Origin of the sequence: Paracoccus versutus, assembly GCF_000763885.1 — a bacterium.
In the GTDB taxonomy this organism is placed as follows: domain Bacteria; phylum Pseudomonadota; class Alphaproteobacteria; order Rhodobacterales; family Rhodobacteraceae; genus Paracoccus; species Paracoccus versutus.
The window spans coordinates 22,617-45,130 of the sequence record NZ_JRKO01000048.1 but is presented as its reverse complement, the minus strand read 5'-3'; the positions used below and the strand labels follow the sequence as shown (position 1 = coordinate 45,130).

General features: G+C 62.6%; 24 protein-coding genes. 13 read left to right on the top strand and 11 right to left on the bottom strand.

Annotated features, from left to right (window positions below):
* The coding region (locus tag IT40_RS19720; RefSeq protein WP_036758821.1) for a DUF899 family protein at positions 1–136 on the top strand (136 nt) is incomplete at its 5' end.
* 6 nt (positions 137–142) lie between these two features.
* On the opposite strand, the gene IT40_RS19715 is transcribed toward IT40_RS19720, so the two are convergent.
* On the bottom strand, positions 143–1,132 hold the full coding sequence (locus tag IT40_RS19715) for a GlxA family transcriptional regulator (RefSeq protein WP_243700291.1): 990 nt from the start codon (positions 1,130–1,132) through the stop codon (positions 143–145).
* Positions 1,133–1,212: 80 nt separating this feature from the next.
* Here IT40_RS19715 and IT40_RS19710 point away from each other — a divergent pair, with 80 nt between their 5' ends.
* From IT40_RS19710 to IT40_RS19695, 4 genes are read left to right on the top strand one after another with little or no spacing between them, the layout of a single operon-like run.
* Complete coding sequence (locus IT40_RS19710; RefSeq protein ID WP_036758818.1) at positions 1,213–1,575, top strand: nuclear transport factor 2 family protein; 363 nt, start codon at positions 1,213–1,215, stop codon at positions 1,573–1,575.
* Between the two features lie 12 nt (positions 1,576–1,587).
* On the top strand, positions 1,588–2,721 hold the full coding sequence (locus tag IT40_RS19705) for a DJ-1/PfpI family protein (RefSeq protein WP_036758816.1): 1,134 nt from the start codon (positions 1,588–1,590) through the stop codon (positions 2,719–2,721).
* Between the two features lie 13 nt (positions 2,722–2,734).
* Positions 2,735–3,178: an SRPBCC family protein gene (locus tag IT40_RS19700; RefSeq protein ID WP_036758815.1), complete on the top strand. Its 444-nt coding sequence runs from the start codon at positions 2,735–2,737 to the stop codon at positions 3,176–3,178.
* A 16-nt stretch (positions 3,179–3,194) separates the two neighbouring features.
* Entirely contained in the window at positions 3,195–3,842 is a 648-nt protein-coding gene (locus IT40_RS19695; RefSeq protein WP_036758814.1) for a glutathione S-transferase family protein, read from the top strand.
* 75 nt (positions 3,843–3,917) lie between these two features.
* On the opposite strand, the gene IT40_RS19690 is transcribed toward IT40_RS19695, so the two are convergent.
* Positions 3,918–4,376: a nuclear transport factor 2 family protein gene (locus IT40_RS19690; protein ID WP_052096168.1), complete on the bottom strand. Its 459-nt coding sequence runs from the start codon at positions 4,374–4,376 to the stop codon at positions 3,918–3,920.
* 132 nt (positions 4,377–4,508) lie between these two features.
* Between IT40_RS19690 and IT40_RS19685 the strand changes: the two genes are divergently transcribed.
* Positions 4,509–5,309: a helix-turn-helix domain-containing protein gene (locus IT40_RS19685; RefSeq protein ID WP_036758811.1), complete on the top strand. Its 801-nt coding sequence runs from the start codon at positions 4,509–4,511 to the stop codon at positions 5,307–5,309.
* 333 nt (positions 5,310–5,642) lie between these two features.
* A complete protein-coding gene (locus IT40_RS19680) occupies positions 5,643–6,464 on the top strand; it encodes an alpha/beta fold hydrolase (protein WP_243700290.1) in 822 nt (273 codons plus the stop codon).
* A gap of 106 nt (positions 6,465–6,570) precedes the next feature.
* On the opposite strand, the gene IT40_RS19675 is transcribed toward IT40_RS19680, so the two are convergent.
* Positions 6,571–7,350: an SDR family oxidoreductase gene (locus IT40_RS19675; protein ID WP_036758808.1), complete on the bottom strand. Its 780-nt coding sequence runs from the start codon at positions 7,348–7,350 to the stop codon at positions 6,571–6,573.
* Positions 7,350–7,670 carry a nuclear transport factor 2 family protein gene (locus IT40_RS19670; RefSeq protein ID WP_036758805.1) on the bottom strand — a complete coding sequence of 107 codons (321 nt, stop codon included), beginning with the start codon at positions 7,668–7,670 and terminating at the stop codon, positions 7,350–7,352. The genes IT40_RS19675 and IT40_RS19670 overlap by 1 nt, the downstream gene beginning before the upstream one ends.
* A gap of 98 nt (positions 7,671–7,768) precedes the next feature.
* Here IT40_RS19670 and IT40_RS19665 point away from each other — a divergent pair, with 98 nt between their 5' ends.
* Positions 7,769–8,677: a LysR family transcriptional regulator gene (locus tag IT40_RS19665; protein ID WP_036758802.1), complete on the top strand. Its 909-nt coding sequence runs from the start codon at positions 7,769–7,771 to the stop codon at positions 8,675–8,677.
* Between the two features lie 467 nt (positions 8,678–9,144).
* Here IT40_RS19665 and IT40_RS19660 read toward each other — a convergent pair whose 3' ends face one another.
* The 3 genes from IT40_RS19660 to IT40_RS19650 all read right to left on the bottom strand — a co-directional run bounded on the left by IT40_RS19660 (position 9,145) and on the right by IT40_RS19650 (position 12,784).
* The gene (locus tag IT40_RS19660) at positions 9,145–11,115 is read right to left on the bottom strand and encodes a DUF3732 domain-containing protein (RefSeq protein WP_036758800.1); all 1,971 of its coding nucleotides are present in this window, start codon (positions 11,113–11,115) and stop codon (positions 9,145–9,147) included.
* The gene (locus IT40_RS19655; RefSeq protein WP_243700292.1) at positions 11,112–11,531 is read right to left on the bottom strand and encodes a three component ABC system middle component; all 420 of its coding nucleotides are present in this window, start codon (positions 11,529–11,531) and stop codon (positions 11,112–11,114) included. The genes IT40_RS19660 and IT40_RS19655 overlap by 4 nt, the downstream gene beginning before the upstream one ends.
* Before the next feature lie 62 nt (positions 11,532–11,593).
* Positions 11,594–12,784, bottom strand: a complete 1,191-nt coding sequence (locus tag IT40_RS19650) for an ABC-three component system protein (RefSeq protein WP_036758841.1) — start codon at positions 12,782–12,784, stop codon at positions 11,594–11,596.
* 590 nt (positions 12,785–13,374) lie between these two features.
* Here IT40_RS19650 and IT40_RS19645 point away from each other — a divergent pair.
* From IT40_RS19645 to IT40_RS19635, 3 genes are all read left to right on the top strand, one after another.
* Positions 13,375–14,022, top strand: a complete 648-nt coding sequence (locus IT40_RS19645) for a ceramidase domain-containing protein (protein ID WP_036758796.1) — start codon at positions 13,375–13,377, stop codon at positions 14,020–14,022.
* 138 nt (positions 14,023–14,160) lie between these two features.
* The gene (locus IT40_RS19640) at positions 14,161–14,388 is read left to right on the top strand and encodes a hypothetical protein (protein ID WP_244274037.1); all 228 of its coding nucleotides are present in this window, start codon (positions 14,161–14,163) and stop codon (positions 14,386–14,388) included.
* A gap of 19 nt (positions 14,389–14,407) precedes the next feature.
* Positions 14,408–16,093, top strand: coding sequence for a recombinase family protein (locus tag IT40_RS19635; protein WP_036758793.1), 1,686 nt, complete (start codon positions 14,408–14,410; stop codon positions 16,091–16,093).
* Positions 16,094–16,227: 134 nt separating this feature from the next.
* Here the strand turns inward: IT40_RS19635 and IT40_RS19630 are convergent, their stop codons facing one another.
* From IT40_RS19630 to IT40_RS19620, 3 genes are all read right to left on the bottom strand, one after another.
* A complete protein-coding gene (locus tag IT40_RS19630) occupies positions 16,228–17,145 on the bottom strand; it encodes a nucleotidyl transferase AbiEii/AbiGii toxin family protein (protein WP_036758791.1) in 918 nt (305 codons plus the stop codon).
* Positions 17,135–17,956 carry a type IV toxin-antitoxin system AbiEi family antitoxin gene (locus IT40_RS19625; RefSeq protein WP_036758788.1) on the bottom strand — a complete coding sequence of 274 codons (822 nt, stop codon included), beginning with the start codon at positions 17,954–17,956 and terminating at the stop codon, positions 17,135–17,137. The genes IT40_RS19630 and IT40_RS19625 overlap by 11 nt, the downstream gene beginning before the upstream one ends.
* 183 nt (positions 17,957–18,139) lie before the next feature.
* Complete coding sequence (locus IT40_RS19620) at positions 18,140–18,352, bottom strand: hypothetical protein (protein ID WP_036758785.1); 213 nt, start codon at positions 18,350–18,352, stop codon at positions 18,140–18,142.
* Between the two features lie 504 nt (positions 18,353–18,856).
* Here IT40_RS19620 and IT40_RS27860 point away from each other — a divergent pair.
* Together IT40_RS27860 and IT40_RS27855 are read left to right on the top strand one after the other, a co-directional pair.
* On the top strand, positions 18,857–19,240 hold the full coding sequence (locus IT40_RS27860; RefSeq protein WP_084197296.1) for a hypothetical protein: 384 nt from the start codon (positions 18,857–18,859) through the stop codon (positions 19,238–19,240).
* Positions 19,240–19,680, top strand: a complete 441-nt coding sequence (locus IT40_RS27855; protein WP_243700289.1) for a hypothetical protein — start codon at positions 19,240–19,242, stop codon at positions 19,678–19,680. Before IT40_RS27860 ends, IT40_RS27855 begins: the two co-directional genes overlap by 1 nt.
* A 199-nt stretch (positions 19,681–19,879) precedes the next feature.
* Here the strand turns inward: IT40_RS27855 and IT40_RS19615 are convergent, their stop codons facing one another.
* Positions 19,880–22,153, bottom strand: coding sequence for a hypothetical protein (locus IT40_RS19615; RefSeq protein WP_036758782.1), 2,274 nt, complete (start codon positions 22,151–22,153; stop codon positions 19,880–19,882).
* Positions 22,154–22,514: the final 361 nt, after the last annotated feature.

The following is a 22,514-nucleotide window of genomic DNA, read 5'->3' as shown; positions in this document are numbered from 1 at the left end:
CCTCTTCCACAGCTATTCCACCTATCACCGCGGCGTGGAACTGCTGATGGGCGCGTTCAACTGGCTGGACCTGACCCCCAAGGGCCGCAACGAAAACGGCGCCATGAGCTGGCTCAGGCTGCATGACCAATATTGAAAGGGGCTATGGCTCGATGCGATGCATCTCGCGATAGGTTCCAGGCGAGAGGCCGAAGCGCTTTTGGAACAGGCGCGAGAACCTTGCGGCCGGAAACAGCCCCACCTGCGTGGCGACCTGCTTCAAGGGCAGGCCCCGCGACAGCAACATGCGCGCCGCATCCAGCCGCAGGGTCTCGACGAAATGCGCCGGCGTCTGGCCGGTGGCGGCGGTGAACTTGCGGTGAAAGCTGCGCTCGCTCAGCCCGGCGCGGTCGGCCAGGGCCGGGACATCCAGGGGGGCGTGCAGGTTGGCCTGGATCCAGCCGATCAGCGCCACGAAGGGGCTGTCGCCCCTGGCCTGCGCCGACAGCAGGGGGCTGAACTGCGACTGATGGCCCGGCCGGCGCGCATAGAGGACCAGCCGTTGCGCCACCTCGCCCGCGATGCCGGCGTCCAGGTCGCGCGCGACCATAGCCAGCGCCATGTCGATGCCGGTGGTCACCCCGGCCGAGGTCCAGAGCCTGCCGTCGGTCACGTAAAGCGCCTCGGGATCGACGTTCACGTCGGGGAAATGCGCTTGGAAGCGCGCGCAGGCGTCCCAATGCGTCGCGACCCGGCGACCGTCCAGCAGCCCGAGACCGGCCAGCACCATCCCGCCCGAACAGACCGAACCAAACCGTTCGGCCTCCGGCGTCAATCCAGGCAGCGCCGCACGCAATTCCGGGTCGGCCATGGCGGCTTGCAGCGGCCCGCTTTCGGCGCCGACGATCAGCAGCGTGCCGAGCCGTTGCCCGCGCAATTCATCAAGGCGCGCGGTCTGCACGGATATTCCTGTGCTGCTGGCGACCTCGCCGCCGCCCGGCGAGGCCAGCGAGATCTGGTAGAACGGCGCCTTGCCAACCTGCCCCAGAGCGCGGTTCGCGCCGTTGAAGACGGATGCGGGACCAGCCATGTCCAGCAGTTCGAACCCTGGATAGAGGATGAAGACGACCCGGTGCATTGGCAGAGATTGCACGTTTTTTGTCATATCTGCCAGCCCATCCGCAGACTAACCTGGGCCGACAGCGTTTCCTGGCCAGTTCAACGAGGTGAGACATGGACGCGAATGGCAAAACGACCCGCGAGATCGTCGAACGCTTTCACGATGCGTTCGAGAACCACCGCCCCGACGCCCTCGACGCGCTGATCGGCGAGGGCTGCATCCTGGAGAACACCGCCCCTGCCCCGGACGGCGCGCGCTACGAAGGCCGCAAGGCCTGCCTGGATTTCTGGAAGGGTATCGCCGCCCCGGCCAGTCTCGCCTTCACGGCCGAGGAGATCTGGGCCGGCAAGGATCGCGGCATCATCCGCTGGCGGCTGTCTTGGGGCGAAGGCGAGGCCGACCGGGTGCGCGGCGTCAACATCCTGCGCGTCCGGGACGGCAGGATCGTCGAGGTTTTCGGATATGTGAAGGGATAGCGAGGCAAGCCGATGAGACTTCGCATCGCCCTGCGGGCCATCCTGGGACTGGCCCTCCTTTCGGCGGCGGGCTTCGGCATCTGGATCGCCTCGCTGCCGCCCGCATCGGCAGACCTGACCCCGCCGCAGGTGCCGCAGGCAGAGACGGATGCCCTGCTCGCGGCGCTGGAACCGCCGAAGCGCGCGCGACCCCTGGTCGCCATCATCGGAATCAACGATGCCACCGAGACCACCGATTACCTGCTGCCCTATGGCATCCTGAAACGCGCCGATGTCGCCGAGGTGGTCTCCCTTGCCACCGCACCGGGCCCGGTGCGGCTGTTTCCCGCGCTGACCGTGCAGCCCGACGCGACCATCGCCGCCTTCGACGCGGCGCATCCCCAAGGCGCGGATTACGTGATCGTCCCCGCCATGAGCCGCGACAACGATCCGGCGGTGATCGCCTGGCTGCGCAGCCAGGCCGGCAAGGGCGCGGTGATCATCGGCATCTGCGCCGGCGCCAAGGTCGTTGCTGCCGCCGGGCTGCTGAACGGCAAGCGGGCGGTGACGCATTGGTATTACCTGGACGAGATGCGCAAGATCGACCCGACCATCTCTCATGTCCCGGACCGGCGGATGGTCGCGGATGGGGGCGTGGTGACGACGACCGGCATCACCGCCTCGATGCCGATGATGCTGACCCTGGTCGAGGCCATCGCCGGTCGAGCCAGGGCGGAAGCGGTTGCCCGCGAGCTCGGCATCGCCCGCTGGGATGCACGGCATGCCAGCGGCGCCTTCGCGCTGACCCGGCCTTTCGCGGCGACGGTGCTGGCCAACCGGCTGGCTTTCTGGAACCATGAGGAGTTGGGCATCGCCCTTGCGCCGGGCATGGACGAGATCTCGCTGGCGCTGGCCGCCGATGCCTGGTCGCGGACATATCGGTCGAAGGTGACGACTTATGCCGCGTCGGGTATGGTCGGAACTCGCAGCGGCATCCGTCTCATCCCCGACCGGCAGGACGCAGACTGGCCAAGGGATCGGCGCGTCCCGACCTTTTCCGACGGCAAGCCCGCCGATGTCCTGGACCGGACGCTTGACGCGATCACCGCGCGTTACGGCGCAAGCACCGCCGATGCGGTGGCGATGCAACTGGAATATCCAAGGTAGACAGGAGGAACCTATGCCACATACGATCCGACTGCACCGCGTCATCGCGGCGAAACCCGAGAAGCTCTATCGCGCCTTCCTCGAGCCCGACGCGGTGGCAAGCTGGCTGCCGCCCTACGGCTTTCTCTGCACCGTCCACGAGCTGGAGGCGAAGGTCGGCGGCCAGCACCGGATGTCGTTTCGCAACTTCACCACCGGCGACAGCCATGCGTTCGGCGGCAGCTACCTGGAGCTGATCCCGGACAGGCGCCTCGTCTATACCGACCGGTTCGACGACCCCAACCTGCCGGGCGAGATGACGGTCACGGTGGATCTGAAACAGGTTTCGGTCGGCACCGAGGTCAATATCGAACCGCAGGGCGTGCCCGATCTGATCCCCGCCGAGGCCTGCTATCTCGGCTGGCAGGATTCGCTGCACAAGCTGGCGAAACTGGTCCAGCCCGAGATCAAACAATAGGCGCAGGAGCTTTCCGATGACCCCCACCATCACCGCCTTCGCAAACTCCCCCGACCGCGGCCAGGGACAGGCGCGCGACATGCGCGTCCGTTGGGCGCTGGAAGAGATTGGCCAGCCCTACGATGTCCGCCTAGTGAGTTTCGGCGAGATGAAGCAGCCCCCACACCTGGCGCTGCACCCCTTCGGGCAGATCCCGACCTATGAGGAAGGCAATCTTGCCCTGTTCGAGTCGGGCGCCATTGTGCTGCATGTCGCGCAGCGCCATCCGGGCCGGCTGCCCGAGGACGCGAATGCGCGGGCGCGGGCGATCATGTGGATCTTCGCCGCGCTCAACACCGTCGAGCCGCCGATCATCGAGTGGGAGCAGGCCGTATACTTCGAGCGCGACAGGCCCTGGTACCAGGCGCGCCTTCCCCTGCTGGAGAAGCGCATCCGCGGCCGGTTGGAGCAGCTTTCCCGCCGGCTCGGCGAGGCCGACTGGCTCGACGGCGCCTTCAGCGCCGGCGACCTGATGATGGTGACGGTGCTGCGCAGGCTGGAGGGCAGCGGCATCCTGGACGGGTATCCCAGCCTCCGCGCCTATGTCGCCCGAGGTGAGGCGCGTCCCGCCTATCGACGCGCCTTCGAGGCACAACTGGCGGTGTTCACAGCGTCGCAGGGTTAAGCGGGCGTTTGCGGAAAGATCATGGCAGACTGAAGCAACGGGGAAGGAGAGACGCCGGAATTCGGGCCGCACCCCTCACGAAGCACAGGCTTGGGCAATGGACAGGCTGTTTTCATAGAGATGATGGCGGGTGATCCGGCCATTCTCGACCGTAAGGCGCAGGGCGAAGGGGCCCTCGAAGGATTTTCCCGTCGCCCGCACGGTTCCCGACAGATGCCCCATCAGGACCGCGTCGGCGCCATCGACAAGCAAGGTATCGACCGAGGCCCACGCATCCTCGGGCACCGTATATTGCGCCAGTTCGGTGAACTGGGCAGCGCACTCGGCGGCGGTAGATCGCGGCCGGATCCATGGGACGGCGGGGTTTTCAGCAAGCTGCCAGTCCACGTCCTCGGCGAACAGCGAGGCCAGGCGCGCGGTGTCGCCCGCCAGCCTGGCAGCGAGGAATTGCTGCACGACGGCGCGAGTTCGGTCGGCGACGGAATCCGGGGATGTGGTGGTTTGCGACGGCGGGCGGTGGTAGTCTTCAGGCATGATCATCTCCTTAAAGCGGATTCCGCCCTGCCGACTGGCAGAGCGATGCCCAATCATCGCGAATCGGCATTGCGAAAGCGATTACCCCGCAGGTAATCGTTCCGTCGCCGCGCCCGAGCCGAGTGTCCTGCCATGAGCGATGCGACCGGCAATGCGGGGGAGCTGCTGCGCCGATGGCGGCAGAGGCGCGCGCTCAGCCAGCTTGCGCTGGCAAGCGAGGCAGAGATTTCCCAGCGTCATCTCAGCTTTCTCGAGTCCGGGCGATCCCGGCCAAGCCGGGACATGGTGCTGCATCTCAGCGAAAGGCTGGAGATTCCCCTGCGGGAGCGCAACCTGATCCTGACCGCGGCGGGCCATGCCCCGCATTACCCGCATCGCGGGCCGGATGCCCCGGAATTCTCGGCAGTGCGCGGGATGATCGACCGCGTCCTGCACGGCCATCTGCCGCACCCCGCCCTGGCGGTGGATCGCCGCTGGACGCTGATTTCCGCGAATCCGGCGGCCCGCAAGCTGATGGCCGGCGCCGCCCCGCATCTGCTGGAGGGAAAGGTCAATGTCCTGCGCCTGAGCCTTCACCCCGAAGGGCTGGCGCCGCGCATTCTCAACCTGCCGGAATGGCGCGCCCACCTGCTGGCCCGGCTGAAGCACGATATCAGGCAGTCGGCGGATGCGGTGCTGGCCGCGCTTCACGACGAAATCGCCGCCTTTCCCTGCCCCGCAAGCACGACGCCGCCAGCCTCGGATCCCGAGCGGGAGGGGCGCATCGCGGTGCCGCTGAGGCTGCGAAGCGGTGCGGGGCCCCTGTCCTTCCTCAGCACCACCACGGTCTTCGGCACGGCCACGGAGGTGACGCTGTCCGAGGTGACGATCGAGGCGTTCCTTCCGGCCGACGACAGGACCGCCAGGGCAATGACGCAGGCGGCCGAGGGTTGATATGAGGCGCTCCCGGCGGTTGGCGGCAGGAGGATGGCAGCCGACTGACAGGCACCAGCGGGCGTTGTCCCGCGCCGGATCATGGGCTCTCGGAACCGGCCTTCGGGCAATTCGACCTGATCCATGACGATTGAAGGCCGGGCGGTCGCCGCCTTCCCCGCCTCGCCGAGCCACCGCGTTTCAGGTCCAGCCCGCAAGGCCGCCGCGGCGCTTCAATTCGCGGACGGGGGGCGATATGCCCGGACCGGGCAGACGAATGGCAGGGCATGCAGATGAACGGGCCAGATGCGGCGCCCCCGCGAAACTGCCGATGGGACGTAGACGGGTTGCAGCTTGGCGGGCGGGCATGAGGGCGGCACTCCCGTGCTGGCCCTGCACGGCTGGATGGACCATGCCGCCAGTTTCCAGGAACTGGCGCCCCGGCTTGTCGGATGCCATGTCGTCGCGCTGGACCTCAGCGGGCAGGGGCGGAGCGGCCATCGTGCGCCCCATGCCACCTACAATATCTGGGACGACCTGCCCCAGATCGCCGGAGTCCTGGATCGACTGGGATGGAGAGATTGCGTACTTCTGGGCCATTCCCGGGGCGCCAGTATCGCGATCCTCTTCGCCGCGGCGCAGCCTGAAAGGGCCCGCGCATTGGTCGCGCTCGATTGGCTGGTGCCCGAACCCATGCCCGATGAAAGTGTCGTTTCGACCCTGCGCGCCTTCATCGAAGAGACCCGCAGGCAAAAGGCAAGCGCTCCCAGAACCTTTGCCTCGAAAGCCGATTACATCGAGCGCCGCCGGGCCCAGGGCAATTCGCGGCAAACCTCGGAAGCCTTGGCCGAGCGTGCGCTGATCGAGAGGCCTGGCGGCTTCCAGCTGCGCGGCGATCCCCGGCATTTCGCCAGTTCCGCCGTCAAGCTGACCCAAGGGCAGGTGGAAGCCGTGCTGCGCGCGATCAGATGCCCCGTGCTGAATCTGTGGGCCGAAGACGGCGTCAAGAGCCGCAGACCGAAAGCCATGGAACTGGCCTGGCTTGGCGCAAGGCTGATCCCGGATTACGACATGGCCGAGCTTCCCGGAGACCATCATTTCCACCTCGACCCCCGCATCGCCGAGCGGATCGCCAGCGCGATATTGGCGTTCTTGGCCCGGAATGGTCGGTCCTGATCTGGGAAGGACGGATGCGCCCCCGCCACGTCCGAAGGCGGATCGAGGCAGGGATGTCCTCGCAGGTCTTGTTCGCACCGTGTACGAGAGCGTCCGAGCCGCCTCCTCACGCCGTCGGCACGGTTCCCCCGTCGATCACATGTTCCGTGCCGGTGATGGAGCTTGCCCGATCCGAGGCGAGAAAGGCGATCAGGCTGGCGATCTCGGCCGGTTTCGCGGGGCGGCCGAGGGGGATGCCGCCAAGCGCCTCCATGATGATCCGCTTGCCGCCCTCGTAGTCGGTGCCGGCCTCCTGTGCCAGCCGCTCGGCATGGCGGATGGCGGCCTCGGTTTCGATCCAGCCGGGAGCGACGCGCAGAACGCGCACGCCTTTGGGTGACACTTCTTTCGCAAGGCTCTTGCTGTAGGTCGAGAGCGCGGCCTTGGCGCTCGCATAGCCGGTGGTCGAGCCCGGCAGCGGCATGAGGCGCTGGATCGAGGTGACATGGATCACCACGCCCGCGCCCTGCGCCATCATCCCCGGCACAAGCGCGCGGTCCAGCCGGACGGCGGAAAGCAGGTTCCAGTCCAGCTCCTTCTGCCATTCCTCGTCCGTCAGCGCGGCGAAGCCGCCGCCCGGCGCGCTCGATCCGCCCAGCACATGGACCAGGATGTCGACGCCGCCCATGCGGCCCCGCGCGGCCTCGGCCACGGCCCGGCAACCCTGCGCGGTGGTCAGGTCGGCGGCGACGAAGATCTGTTCGGGCAGGTTCTCGGGGCGCGTGCGGGCCGTGGTCAGCACCTGCGCGCCAAGTTCCCGGAACAGCGCCACGGTGGCGACGCCGGTGCCCTGCGTGCCGCCGGTGATCAGGGCGCGCTTGCCCTGCAAGGTCAGAAAGCCGGTCATCAGCGGATCTCCAGATCGGTGATCCGGCCGCCCGCCAAGCCGAAGGTGAAGGTAAGCGTGGCAGGGCTGCCCGGAAAATCGCCGCTGACGCGGGCGCGGACCGCGGTCTTGTCCGCCGCTTGGGTCAGGTCCAGCGGCTCGGCCCTGTGGCGATACTGCGCCTTGGCCGCCTGCCACCAGGCCAGGATCTCCTCGGGGCCGCGATAGGTCCGGTGCTCGTCACGCACGACGGCATCGGGCGCGAAGGCCGCGGCCAGGGCCTCGGCATCCTGCGGGGCCTGAGCCGCGAAATAGGTTCTGATCGGCGCGGGAAGCTGCATGTTCCGTTCCTTCTGTTACTTGCAGGTGAAACATGGGCCTCGACCATTATCAGAATAAGCCGGATAATATGGCATCTGGTGATGACGGAATCGGGACAATGAAGGACGCGGGGCTGAGAGACCTTGAGGCCGTGCTGGCCATCGCGCGCCGGGGCACCTTCCGGGCGGCGGCGATCGAGCTGGGCATGTCGACGACCGCGCTGTCCCATGCCATCGCCCGGCTGGAGGCGGGCCTCGGCGTGCGGCTGTTCAACCGGACCACCCGCAGCGTGTCGCTGAGCGATGCCGGCCGGCAGTTCGTCGCAAGCGTCTCGCCGGCGCTGGCCGAGATCCGCGGGGCGATGGACAGCGTCCGCGCGCAGGGCCAGACGCCCTCGGGGATGCTGCGCATCAATGCCTCGGCGGTGGCGGGGCGCGAGATCATCTCGCCCCTGGTGCTGGAGTTCCTGCGCCGCCATCCCCGCATGCAGGTCGATCTGGTGACCGAGGAGCGGCTGGTCGACATCGTGGCCGAAGGCTTCGATCTGGGCATCCGCACCGCCGACCTGGTCCCCCGCGACATGATCGCCCTGCCGCTTGGCAAGCCGCAGCGCTATGCGGTCGTCGCGACCCCGGCCTGGCTGGCGGGCCGGCCCCGGCCGCGGGTGCCGGCCGATCTGCTGGCGCATGACTGCATCCGGGTGCGGCTGCCGAACCGAGAGCTTTTCCGCTGGTATTTCGAGCGGCAAGGCGAGGTCGTGCAGATCGACGTCCGCGGTCGCCTGATCCTGGACGAGGCGGCCATCGCCCGCGCCGCCGTGCTGGAGGGCGCGGGCATCGGCTTCTTCATCGAGCAGAACGTGGCCGAGGACATCGCCGCCGGCCGCCTGATCCGCCTGCTGGAGGACTGGACCCCGCCGCGCCCCGGCTTCTGCCTGTATTACCCCGGCCGCAGGAATCCCTCGGCGGGGCTCACCGCACTCCTTGCGATGGCGCGAGAGATGGCGCGGCAGGCGCTAAGGGGGTGAGGGCCGGTTCGGCCCAGAGTGGCCGGTCGACCTCGCGCTACACTGCAGCGCAGCATGTTTGAAAACTGCTGTTCGGGCAGTGCTGCAGCAACAATGAAGGCGCTGCTCCGGATACCTCTGGCGCCGCGACATCCTCCGGGCGATCAGCAATACGCCCTCCCATGCCAGCCCCAGTAATTCACCCCCCTAGGGAAGAGAAGCGAAATCAGCATCAGCCAGCCCATGCCAGCCATCGTGCAAAACATTCCACAGATATCGGTTTCGAACACGATACAACGCTGGGCAAAGCCCTCATGCAGTGCGTAGCCGTTCCATCCCGCAATCAGCCCGGCCAGGGCAGATTGCTCAGGCACTTATCGCACCTCTCCGGCGTTAGGCTCCTGCTCCTTGAGCATCCCGATAATCTAAGCTTCAATGAAACGGCTTTCCTCTTCCCCTCCGCAACTGCGGGTTGGGGAGACCCAATGTCAGACTGATCCAGCTACTGGCGGCAGGTCAGGAAGATCAGGCCAATCGTCGGGCACCAGTGCCGGAGGTTTCGTCCACGGTTCTTCCACAAGAGCGGCCTGGAACCACTCATCACGAAGGTTGGCGTGCTCCGAAACAATCAGTTGGAAGCCAGGCGCGTCTTCTGTCACGAAGCGCAACAGAAGAGCGAACAATCTGCGGACCGTCTCAAGATCGATGTCGCCCTGCTCGGTCTCCTCTACGGTCCCACCGACACTCTTGTAGCTCGCCTCCGACGGGAAGTAGACCTGTGTCGGCTGATCGATCAGCATGAAACGTGGGACAGGAAGGTTATAGTTCGTGGTGAATCTGTGGAACGCGAGCATGGCCCCAAGATGATAGGCCAGATGGTTCGCCCCGCCCCCACTCTTGTACATATAAACGGGTCGACCGGGCCGCTCGATCACGACGGTGAGCGATCTGAGGTCAAGCCTCGCGGGGAACTCTCCAAATTCACCACCGAGTTCACGGATGTAGCCAGACATGTGCTGGGCGATATTGCTGAGGGCGGCCTGGAGGCGGCTGTCGGAGTCGTCTGCGCCAAGCCGCTCTTCCAACTCCTCGACACGCCGGCGTAAGCGACGTTCCTCATTCAGCAGCTTGGCCAGTTCCTCGTCAGGCACCAGGTTTTCTAGGAATAGGCTGATGCGCCCCACTACCCGCGCTGCAGCATTGTTGCGATTTCCCATCTCCGCGAGAACCTCGCTCGCAGCAATCGCAGCCGAGAGTTCGAGTTCCCTCTGCGCGATGAGAGCCGTGAGGCGGGAAGACTCTTCGATCTGCTTCGAGAGATAAGCATCCAGAACCGGGCGCTCACCCGTGACCGCGGTCAACTCCCGATCCAAGGACCGAAGCTCGCCCAAGAGGGCAGCGGCAACGGGGCTGTCCATTCCGAGATCTTTTTCGGCGAACGGCCATTGCCATTCGCCGGTCTCGACGTTTTTGGGCAGTGCCTTAATAGACGCGAGACGGTCCTGTTGCTCCTTAACCTCAGTTTCGAACCCCCTCGATTGGCCCGCGAACTGCTGCGCGGCCTTGATACGGACTTCCGCTTCCCGGCGCTCCTCTCGTAGTTCTGAGATCTCCCGCTCAATTATGGAGACCTGCTGTCCGTCATCCGCGGAAACCGGCGTGGGTCGCCACGAGAGCGCTTGACGCAGCAAAGATATCGCATCTCCGGCAGACACACCTGTGGATGGAAGAATCCCAACGCCTCGGGCTTCAGACAAAAGGGTGATAGCCTTCGTCTCCGAACCCGCAGTTGCCTCTTTAGTTTGTTGGACGAGCTTTGCGTTAAGACGAAGCTCGCGATTTGCGGCGCGCAGCTGGGCGTCGAGTTGGAACTTATCCTTGCCAGAGACGCCAAGGACAATGGGCATTGTGTCTTTTATGGTTTGCTGTTGATAGTCCTCGTCCTGTCTGTAGAATAACTGAGTCTTGCTCGTGACAAACTCTTGTTTTTGGAACAAGTAGTACACTGTGTGTTGGATCGTCGCCTCAAAGCTGGAACGACTTTGGTCAATGGGTACGTCGGTGATGTTATCCGGTATGCCTACGAGCTTTGAAAGTAGAGAGACAACCCCCTCGTCATTATCATTCACAAGCAATTCTTCCGGTTCCGGTGCCTCAACAACGGATCCGCGTCGGACCATTGCGGTACTGCAACTAGCCACCCCTGACCGAGGCGCAGGTTTAGCGATCAGCACTTCTTCACCCGCAAACCGATAGATGACTGCGTACCATGCCACACGATCGTGAATTGTACCCTCAGGGACAAGGAACGTCGAACGCCCCATACAATACTCGATGATTTCGGATAACGCTGACTTGCCTGTCGATGACCTCCCGGTGATGATGTTCAAACCATCGTGGAAGGCCACATCACGGCGCCGGCCATCACCGCTGTAGAGATGGATTGATTTAATTTTCAAGGTCGCACCCCCAAGGTTGCATAGACAGTACTGCGGTCGCCGATGCGGGCGAACTCTTTGCCTAGAAACGCAGCGGTCCGTTGGCACTCGAGCGACTCATGTGTGCCTGACAGTGTCTTTCGGATGCCTGCACCTATTTGCAACCTACCAGCTGCCTCGACTGTCAATACACCTGACTGCATCAGCAGACCAAGGCCCTCGAAGGTGAACGGAAGAATATCGGTACAGCGTCTGGCCAAGCCAATCTGAAACTCGGGATGCTCAGCGGCGATCTTGAGGAAATAGCTCTTCTTCTTCGTGCGCACAACTTCCCGGGTTTCACGGTGGAGACAGAGAGGCAGAACAAGCAGTGACAAGGAAAAAGGCATGCCTTTCCTGTCGATCTCTTGGAAGGCCATTATGGCCCTAGATAGCACAAGACCGCAAAAGGCCGGGTTAAAAAGATTTCGAATCTCAACCGGACGCTCATTCCACGGCCTCAAACCGTGACCTCCAGCGCGTTGGCAAGGCGCTCCAGAAATCTAGGATGCCAATACACCCTCGGCTGCGGGTCGGCATTCGCCAGCATTTGGAATGTACCTCTGACTACGTAGGGTTCCGTGACGCGCTCACGAATTCTCAAATTGCCCGTGTTTAACTGGGCCCAGTCGTAGAGCTCCCGCCCTGCCTTCCGACACACCTCCTCGCCGCTTCCGTCCGTGAGAAGCTCGCACGCAATCTCGCGGAACCTGTCCCATTCCTCAACGAGACGATCTTCGTAGAGTTCGATCTCGTTGGAAACGAGTAGGCTCTCACGAGCCCAGCTTGATCGCTGCTGGAACGCCCGGTAGTAATCGATGATTGCGCGCCGAATCCGCTCTTCGGAGAGTCCCAGAACACGAAGCTGCTCCACAAATGTGCGGTTGTCGGAGGCGGCGTCGATACTTTCCGGGGTCTTGCCAAGGAAGTCAATTGGTAGATTGTCCGACTTGTAGGCGTCATTGATCGCACTCAGCTTGTCGGAAACGTCACTGATGTAGATCGGATCATTCCCCCTACTGACGAGATGATTCGTTACAACGTTCACCCACCATCCTTCGAGCCGTTCGAAGACAGCCTGGCGATTACGCCGGTCCACCGCGCGCAGTCGTTGCTCTATTATTGCCGGGAGCTGATCGATGCGGTCGGTTTCCTGTACTATCGAGATACGGCCTAAGAAATCACGCTGCTGCTTTATGGCTAACGCGTCCAATTCGGCGGCGATCCTAGAGATCGTATCGGACTTGCTCATGGAAAGGACTTTTTTTGCGCTTTCCAATCGAATCATATCATCCTGTCCATGACCAAGAAACAAGCTCATGAACGAATCATCCGGCACGCTCGCCGTCGTCACCAGGATGAAGCGAATGTCAGAACCAGCTCCATGGCCCGTTTTGATGTAGAGGGTAAGCCAGATCCGTACTGACTTCCAGAAGTCGGTCGCCAAGTCGGTCAACCGTTCCCCTTCCGCCTTGTGCTTGAGCGAAGCGGCCGTAATGGATCCATCGGCTGCGACATGCTCAACGTCATCGTTGCGCTCGAGAAACAATTGACCGCCATCGGGTAGCTCGAGTGCCCTCAGGAGAGAAAAGCGGTACTGGAAGAAATAGCCCAAGCCCTGGGCCGCCGCCGAGAACGGCGAAGCAGACATCACAAGGCACATCCGGATGTTGTGACGTTAAGACTGGGCAATACGCACTCCCCTTTCTCAAATGACCGAAGCAATCCGTTCAGGCAGCGTAGCTGATGAATTTAGCCCGTGCTAGCCTGTTTGTGATAGCGCGTTAGTCGACTGCTAGAGTTGCCTTCCAATCCATAGACGGGCGTTCCGGGTTCATTTGACCTCTCCCTACGTCTGCTGGTCGGTCTCATTGCTGGTGAAGCCACATCGCGGCGGGCAGTTATCCTGTGGACAAGTTCCGCTGACTGCGGGACTTCCGTGAAGCGGCTCACCGCCCTTCATGGCCAGCACTCGGCCACATTGCCGCGCGTTGCACGAGTGACCGCTTTTCCGATGTCGCCGCGATTGCAGCGCCGCACTGCCGCCAGACAGCTTTCCGCCCAGTGCGATGATCCACCTTCACAACAGCGGAGCACTTACCTTCCTTCGCCTGCGTCCGTATCCTGCACGGGGACGATGAGCCTGGATGGACGACAATGGATGATCACGGATATCGCCCCGGCCTCGCGAGCACTGCGCCCCGCACAGCTGCATCCTGACCTTTGTCCGGAAGGATTCCGATGACTTGGCGTTCCTCTGTCGACGCCTATTGCGAACGGACCGGCCCGGATTACTGGTCCGAGCCGATCAATGCGCTGACCAACATGGCCTTCCTGATCGCCGCCCTGGTCCTGTGGCCGCGGCTGCGCGGGCCGGAGATGGCGATGGGCCGGGCGCTGGCGGCGGTGCTGTTCGTGATCGGCATCGGCTCCTGGCTGTTCCACACCCACGCGAACCGGTTGACCGGGCTGATGGACGTGCTGCCGATCCTCGGCTTCATCCTGCTCTATGTCTTCACCGCCACCCGCGACTATTTCGGGGCGCGTCCCTGGATCGCCGCCCTGGTGACGGCGGGCTTCATCCCCTATGCCGCCGCGACGGTGCCGATCTTCTCGATGATGATCCCCGGCCTCGGCTCCTCGGCCAGCTATGCGCCGGTGCCGCTGCTGATCCTGATCTATGCGCTGCTGCTGTGCAATCGCCTGCCGGAAACGGCGCGCGGCCTCGCCATCGGCGCCGGCATCCTGATCGTCTCGCTGACCTTCCGCACGCTGGACCAGCCTCTGTGCGATGCCCTGCCCTTCGGCACGCATTTCCTGTGGCATGTCCTCAATGCGGTGATGCTTGGCTGGATGATCGAGGTCTGGCGCCGGCATCGGCTGCGCTGATCCCGGATTCAGGCAAGTCATTGCACGACGCCGGAACGCGCCGCTCTACGCCACCCTGCCCTGTCGCACCCCGGCCCATGCCATTCACCGCCGATTATTCCACAGCGATTTCCATTGCTTATGCGGATTTCGGCGCCGATGCTGGCGATTATGATCTTGCCAGCTTTCCGAACCCAGGCCACGATGACGCGGAGCGAACGCGAGGCGCTGCTCGACGCCCTGCTGCTCGGCGAGCCGGAACTCGGCTTCACGCCCCGCGGCAGTCCCGACCCGCGCCTCGTCGGGCTGGTGCGCCTGCTGGGCAGGCAGGCCGCCAGAGACAATTTCGAGGCGCAGAAAAAGACCAGGGAACCCGGCGCCTCCTGATCCGACAGGGAGTGCCGCCATGAAGGTCGCCGTCTACGCCCGCTATTCCTCCGACCAACAGCGCGATGCCTCGATCGCCGACCAGTTCCGCATGTGCCGGCTGCGCGCCGAGAAGGAAGGCTGGACCGTGGTCGAGGAATATTCCGACCATTCCATCTCCGGCGCCAGCATGATCCAGCGGCCCGGCATCCAGGCGCTGGTCATGGATTCGACGCGCGGCCGCTTCGACCTTGTGCTGGCCGAGGCGCTGGATCGCATCAGCCGCGACCAGGAGGACATTGCCGGCATCTACAAGCGCATGCGCTATGCCGACGTAGTAATGTTCACCCTGTCCGAGGGCGAGATCAGCGAATTGCATGTCGGGCTGAAGGGCACGATGAACGCCCTGTTCCTGAAGGACCTGGCCGACAAGACCCGGCGCGGCCAGCGCGGGCGCGTCGAGGCCGGCAAGTCCGGCGGCGGCAATTCCTACGGCTACGACGTCGTCAAGAAGTTCGACGGCAATGGCGAGCCGATCCGCGGCAACCGCACGATCAACGCGGCGCAGGCCGAGGTCGTGCGCCGGATCTTCCGCGACTACGCGGCCGGCAAATCGGCCAAGGCCATCGCCGTCGCCCTGAACAGGGACGGCATCCCCGCCCCCTCGGGCGGCGACTGGGGCTTCAGCACCATCAACGGCAACCCGCGGCGCGGCAACGGCATCCTCAACAACGAGATGTATGTCGGCAGGATCGTCTGGAACCGGCAGCGCTTCGTCAAGGATCCCGATACCGGCAAGCGCCAGGCCCGGCTCAACCCGGAAGAAGACTGGGTGATCCAGGAGGTGTCGGAACTGCGCATCCTCGACGACACGCTGTGGAACGCGGTGAAGGCGCGGCAGAAGGACAATACCGTCGCACGGGACGCGCGCGGCATCGCCGACGTGCGCAAGGTGAACCACCGCCGGCGGCCGAAGTATCTGTTTTCGGGACTGACGAAGTGCGCCTGCTGCGGCGGCGGCTATTCGGCGATCTCGAAGGATCTGATCGGCTGCTCAACGGCGCGCAACAAGGGCACCTGCGACAACCGGATGAACATCCGCCGCGACGCGCTGGAATCGCGGGTGCTGAACGCCTTGCGCACCCGCCTGGTCGATCCCGACCTCTTCGCCGAGTTCTGCGACGCCTATACGAGGGAGACCAACCGGCTGCGCATGGAGAGCAGCGCCGGCATCGACAAGGTCGAGGCGGAACTGAAGCGGATCGCCCGCGAGGAGGAGAAGCTGATGGATCTCTACATGCGGGACGCGATCTCGATCGAGGTGGTGAAGGAGCGCGGCGACAAGCTGCGCGCCCGCAAAGTGGAGCTGCAGGACCTCCTCGCCAATGCCGACGAGCCTCCGCCCCTGTTGCATCCGAACATGGCGCTGCAATACCGGGCAAGGGTGCAGCAGCTCTACGAGACGCTGCAGGGCGACGACGAGGCGCAACGCATCGAGGCGGCGGAGATCATCCGCTCGCTGATCGACCGGATCGTACTGACGCCGGGAGAGGACCGGATCGAGATCGACGTCCAGGGCGATCTGGCCGGAATCCTTATGATTTCCGCACAAACGAAAAAGCCCGCCGAGGGGGCGGGCGGATCGCAAGTAAAGATGGTTGCGGGGGCGCGCAACCAACGATACTTGCGATTGGTCGAACGCCATATCCCCAAGCTCGCCGCTTAATATAACTGATTGCGGTCATTTGAAAAACACCGTTGTCGACGCGCTTATGCCTCGTATTTATCGCTGGAGGCCGGAAAGGAGAATCGCGGCCGGACGTGGACGTCACCGAAACGGAAAGACAACCACAACTGCGGCTAGCTGAACAGCCCTTCCAGTACAGAACGTTGCTCCGCATGCTTGGCCGGGTTGTCGTTCTTCAGCTTCTCCAGATTGATCAGCTTCCAACGAACCGCAGGCAGGTCAGCCGCCCGCGGCCGTTCGATGGCATCGAAGTCGGGAATGCCATCATGCAGGCTCAGGAGAAACGTCCTGGCCTTTTCATCAAGGCGAGACCGGATGCCCGCGACCAGCCGTTTGCGGGTTTCGAGCAGGTCGTCAAGACTGACACGAGTCTTCGTCATGCCTTCAAACTCCTTCGTATAAGGCTGGTCGAGGTCGATAAAGTTCGGGTTCAGAAGTTCATGCGCGGGACGCGATGAGCAGGCGATATAGATCAGGAAGGTCCGGAACAGATCCTCTGTCAGACCTTCATTCTCGTACAGCAGCTTGATGTCATAGAGGTCACGCGGATGCTGGCGGTCCACTGCGGCATGCAATTTGCCTCCGAACAGATCCTCGAAGGAAACCACCTGCATCTCTGCATAGCCGAATTCGTCCTCAACCGCATCTGACACCGGGCGCATCTCGGGATCGTGGACGGCGCCACGCATGACCGGCGAGGTCTCGATCTTGATCTCGGCACCACCCAGTCGAACGAGAACACGGGTGGCGCCGCCTCCCCCGCCTTGGATGCGTTGCGTCTTCGCGCGGGCTATGCTGCCTTCGACGGCGGCGGCGATGCGATCCATTGCCTCGTTGATCTCAGCGAGGCTTTCACGGCGATCCTTGATCGGCAGATAGGTCAGATCGATATCGACCGACAGGCGAGGCAGATCGCGGTAGAACAGATTGATCGCCGTGCCGCCCTTGAGCGCGAATGCCTTTTCCTTCGCGACATGCGGGAGCAGGCGCACAAGCAGCGCGACCTGAGCTTCATAGTCCTCACGCGCCATCGTCAGCCTCGGTCTTTGCGAATTCCTCCGGCACCACGATACGGTACCGTGGGTGTATCCTGCCGCCCTTTACCAAGGCGCGGTCGCCGCTGCCGAGGTTGAACTCCTCGGGATCGAGGCGCTTGCGCCATGGGTGGCTGTGGCGATCAGCGAAGACGAAGAACAGCCGCTTCACCTTGATCTTCCTGCAACTGTACAGCAGCGCCGACAGCATTTTCGGGCGCAGCGTCGTCAGGCTCTCGAATACCATGTCGAGGTTGTGAAAGCTTTCATGGTCGGGCAGTTCATCGATAGCTTCGAGGATTGCCCGTTCGGGAGACGACATCCTGAGTTGCCAGTCCCAGGGAAGGGTTTGCCCGGCATCCGTGGTATCATCGGGAAGGCCCAGCTTCGGATCGTCAAAGAGGGACCTGCTGCGCGTCTCGATCGGCGCGTTCAGCGGCAGCTTCGAAAGCCAGTTCGGTATGACTTCACCATAGATCCATACCGGGGCGTTACCGCCCAGCCGCAGGTAGTGGCCGTAACCCTGCTGGGCGAGCGCCGTCATGCCACCGACATGGACATCGTGACCCATGATGTGCTGGACTGAGAGCAGGCAGATCTTCCAGTCGATCGTATCCGAAGCAGAAGTGCCCGGAAACGGACGACGGAAAACGCCTCGGGTCAGACGCTCGAGCCAGCCGCGCTTGACGTAGTCGCGAAAGGTCTCGTAGGCGACACCATGCGCGGTGAGCCACGCGGCATCGACCAGATACCCTGTGGGCACTGCATCAAGGACTTTCTTCAGGTTTTGCGCTCGTTCGGCCGCCATGACGCTTATGATGGCATATTTTCAAAGCAGACGCCACGGGTCTCTTTAAGAAACATCTAACTACAGTGTTCTAGACCCTCCAACCAAGGGTTCCTCAAGGAATGCTCCGGCGTACGACACCCCTGCAGACCAGAACATAACGGTGCGAGTCGAAAAGATCGACAGGTCTTCCCGCCACGTCGATCAGATCGACATATGCCACAGATAATCTTGCCACTCCGCTGACCGCATGTAAGAGCCGAACATCACAACGGCTTGCGGATCGCGCACCTCCGGCTCGGGCTCGAGCGTGCCGATGAATGGAACGACCTTGTGCCACGAGTAAGAGATGCCAAGCCGATCAAGTGCATCGGCCAGCTTCTGCGTGTCCTCGAACTGCTGAAGTATCCACTGCATGCCGTTTCGTATCCCATGCCGCGACAGTTCGCTTGAGAGCATATAAGCACCGCGAAGCCAACGACCACTCTGGGCGCTGCCCAAAAACGTGGCTCCGGCCAACTCCCAGATTGCGCAGATGTTCGGCCGGGTAACGTCGAAGCAATTTGGCTGATCGGCAGGCTGGTAGCATGGACATTTCTTGGCGGCGGCGACACTGCTGATCCAAGTGCCGAAATGCAGTGTCTTCTGGATTGAAGAAGCAAAAACAGCGCCGACATCCGCGAGATGACCCTATCGCGGGTCTACAACCAGACGCTGCCGCATCAATCCCGGGAGGCGGTGCGGCTCGGTGACCAAGTAGATAAGGCCTTGCTGGGCTGATTTCCTTAATAGCACGGATCGGTGGCGTTATGCTTGGTTGAAACCCGGCCCTTGGACGAAGCCGCTCCGCGGCATTGGCGCCTTGAGGTCGTCGTGAAGAAGTATGTCGAGTTCAGACGGGAATGCCCATAGGAGGATGGCATGAAGACTAAAGAGGACGTCGAGAACCTTGAGAAGCTAACTGGGCAGCTAAACAGCTTGCACGCTGAGGTGACAGCATTGGCAAAGAAGTCACCGAGCGATGCTGTGAACGCCTTCAATTTGAAATTGATCAATAAGGTTCTTGAACTTGGGAATCAGATATCAGGCGACAAGTATCGCCCTTTTTCAGATTTTGAGGCTTTCGATAGTGACGATCTGCCTTCGACCAGTGACGTTGCGATGGTCATCGGTCAATATATCGAAGAGGCCGAGAGGTTCCGGTCGGACAATGTAGTAGTTAATTCTGGGTGGTGGTATTATCGGGTTGATGGCAAGCAAAGCGACATACGCTCCGCCCCTCCTTCCAAGATTGGACGCAAGTAATGCAGGACGAATACGATGATCGCCCGGAATTTGTCACGACTGAGGCAGTAGTTCAGGCCTACAAGGCTAGCGAACCCATATTCTCGGGTCTCCTAGCAGAGATACGAGAGCTATCAAAGAAGAAGCCCGAGGCAACCATGAGTCCGGGCAAGGTAAAGATTATCAATCGTGTCCTTGCGGACCTTTTAGCCTTCTTGAAGGATCAGCCTCAAGGAAAGTACCTGGAAGAATTGGACGACAAGTCTCTGCCGCAAGTTAGCGATGCACTGCTAGTGATGGTGCAGTTCAAAACCGCTCTGTCATCATTTGCTTCCAGGCATCGTAGGTCCGATGTATATGGGAGTTCCGCCTACTGGGTGACAGAAGAACACCTGCAAGCCGAAGCAGAGGAATACTCCGAGGATGAAGATGAAGATTATTCAGACGAGGCAGATACATAGGGTTCACCAATTCGCACCCCGCCTGCCGAACTATGTCAGTATTCCTTCCCAGTCTAGCTCGCGAGGCTGAGTTTCCCGCTGCGCGCCGCCTGGATGACCGGCCTCGCAAGTTTTCTGTGTTCGCCATGCTGTGCCGCGGCTGACCGCTTCCCGCCCTTCTGTCTGGACCGAGGCGCAGGCCTCGGCCCAGAACTCTGCTCTACGCTGCTTCCCAGACTTGGTTGAGGATCCTTGCCGCTATCTCTGCCTTGTCCTGCGGCAGGAACCGCCCGTAGTGCTGCGCAACCATCTCCGCGGTGTCCTGGATGGCGTAGCTCGCCTGTTCGTAGGAGCCAGTCTGCTTCAGGATATGCGTCGCCAATACGTCACGGACATTGTGCGGGCCGTGGGGCAGCAGTCCCTTGATTGCCCCCTTCCCGGTCCAGGGATTGTAGATGCCGTAGCGCTGGATCGCCGTGCGCCAAGCCTCGTAGAAGGTGTTCTGGCAATAGGCGGCATTGGTGCTGGTCATCTTCGCCGTCTTGACGAAGAAGGTGCCGGGGTCGGCGGCCGACCCGATCAGGCGCGCCCGATGCCGGTCGATCCAGGCCTCGATCGTCTCGTAGAGCCTGCCGAGATCGGGCAGGATCAGCCGGAACGGCTTGGCACCGAAGAACGAGGAATTGGCATTCTTGAACGCCACCGAAGGGATCAGGATCTCCCAGCCCTGATCGCGTGTGCTCCAGCGCAATTCGCCACGCTTCATGTCCTCAAGCCGACGCTCGGCCGTCGGCAAATCGCCCCGTCTACAGAGCAGAAGCTCGCGCAGGTTCTTCTGGCGCAAACCAGTATGAAGGCCGATGCGCAGCAGCAGGAAGGCGCGGACAGCTTCTGCGGTCGACCGCGGATGATGTCTCTCATCCGGCATCCGGCGCAGGATCTCCTCGGTGATCTTGCGATACTCGCCGACCGGACTCGGCGCTTCCAGCACCGGCAGGATCGGCTCGAACGGATCGCGATGGATGCGCGCCACCCGGTCGATCTCCTTGATGCGGCGCCGGGCGTGCTTGTACATCCGGTCGCAAGCCCCGCCCCAGTCGGCACGCGTTTCGGTGATGTCCTGTTCCGAGATCAGCCCCTCGATCTCTAGCAGGTTGGCTGCCATGCGTGGCGTCTGGCGCAGCCACCCGGTCTCCTCCCGGCAGAACGCCGCGGCGATCGACAGCAAGTCGATCTCCCACTTGGTGTAGAACCCCCTGCGCCGCTCGCGCCATTGCAGGTACCAGTCCCAGACCTGCGGGAAGATCATCATCGCGAAAGTCAGGAGCCTGGGGTCCACGCCGAAGCCCTGGACCTCGCTTTCCGGCGGAGCGGCAAAAGCACCGAACCAGAGACCGAAGTGCTCGACCTTCTGCGAGGCGGTCTCCTCACCCCAGACCCCGTTCCGCTGCAAACCGAAAGCGGCAAAGGTCGAGGTCTTGAAGCGCAGGATTTCCGCCATCTCATCGTTCAGCCGCTTGGGCGCGTTGATGATGCCGGACTCACCTTCCGCCGTGGCAATCGAGGACTTGCGGCGCGGCCCGGAAGCGCAGGTAAAGCGAACAGCATAACGCTGGCGCATCATTGCCGTCTGATACCGCCGGTAATCGGTCGAACCGCTGATGACGACATTCCGAACCCAGTCGACAATCTCAGCCTGCTCGCGGCGCGGCCGCCGGTTAAAGTCATCCGGCAGATGCCAGGCAAGCCGACGCCGCTCGGCGGGGGCTATTTCGCTCAGCTCGAAGTCACCCGGGGCCCGATGGGTGCCACCCACCTTGCCGGCGAAGTAGCCTGCCGGCAACCGGTAACGCCGTTCGATCCGCTGAAGGATCTCGAGGCTAATGGCGGACCGTGGCGCTTTCACGCCCCTGCCCCATGTGATCAAGGTGCTGCGATGCACACCATCTTCAGGCCTCACCACGGCATTGTAGAGATGATAGACGGTTTCGCCATGACGTGCGGCATGCAAACGCAGAGCCTCGCCGAAGCTGTCCGGCTCTTCCCATGTGGTTTCCAGCGGCTCCGGAAACTCGACGACGGGCTTCGGCTGTCGTCCGGGTCGTTTGCCCTTTCGCGCAAGGGACGATCGCGAAGGGGAAGCTGCCACCTTTCTGGCGACATCTGCAGGTCCCGCTGCCGACACTCGTTTCGGCCTGGGTTTCGGCTCAGGGCGCAGCCGATACTCTGCAACCGCTCTGGCGACAGCATCGAAGATGGGCTGTAGACTGTCGCGGACGTGCGCCAGACGCGAGGGATCCATCCCCAGTTGCCCCGCCAGTGCATGGAGATCCAGTCCTCCGTCCCGATAGGGCGGATATTCGTTTCGCTCAAGCAGGTCCGCGAGACATTCTCGCAAGGAACGCACCTCTTCGGGGGCGAGTAGCGGGGCAAGCCTCAGGTCGCAATAGTCTGCAATCCTGCGCGCCGTGAGAGTGGAACATCTTGATTTCATTATATGTCTTCCGATAGTCACAAGACGGCGAACTAACGGAAAGGAGCAACGCGCAAAAGCCCCTTCAGGGCCTGCACGATCGATCACGGCGAAGCATACCCGATTTGAACCTGCATATTCAGGGAGTATGCTTGTCGCATCAGATCGTAGTTTGGCGTGCTCTGGCGTAGGTTCCGTTCCCGGTCGCGCAACCAACGATACTTGCGATTGGTCGAACGGGAAATTCCCAATCTCGCCGCTTAGCGTAACCCATTGTTCTCTTTTTTGGAAACGCCGTTTTCGAAGTGCTCACACCTCTCACAGCGATTACCAGAGGCCGGACAGGAGAACGTATAACCGTCGGCCCCGTGCGGTTCGTCTT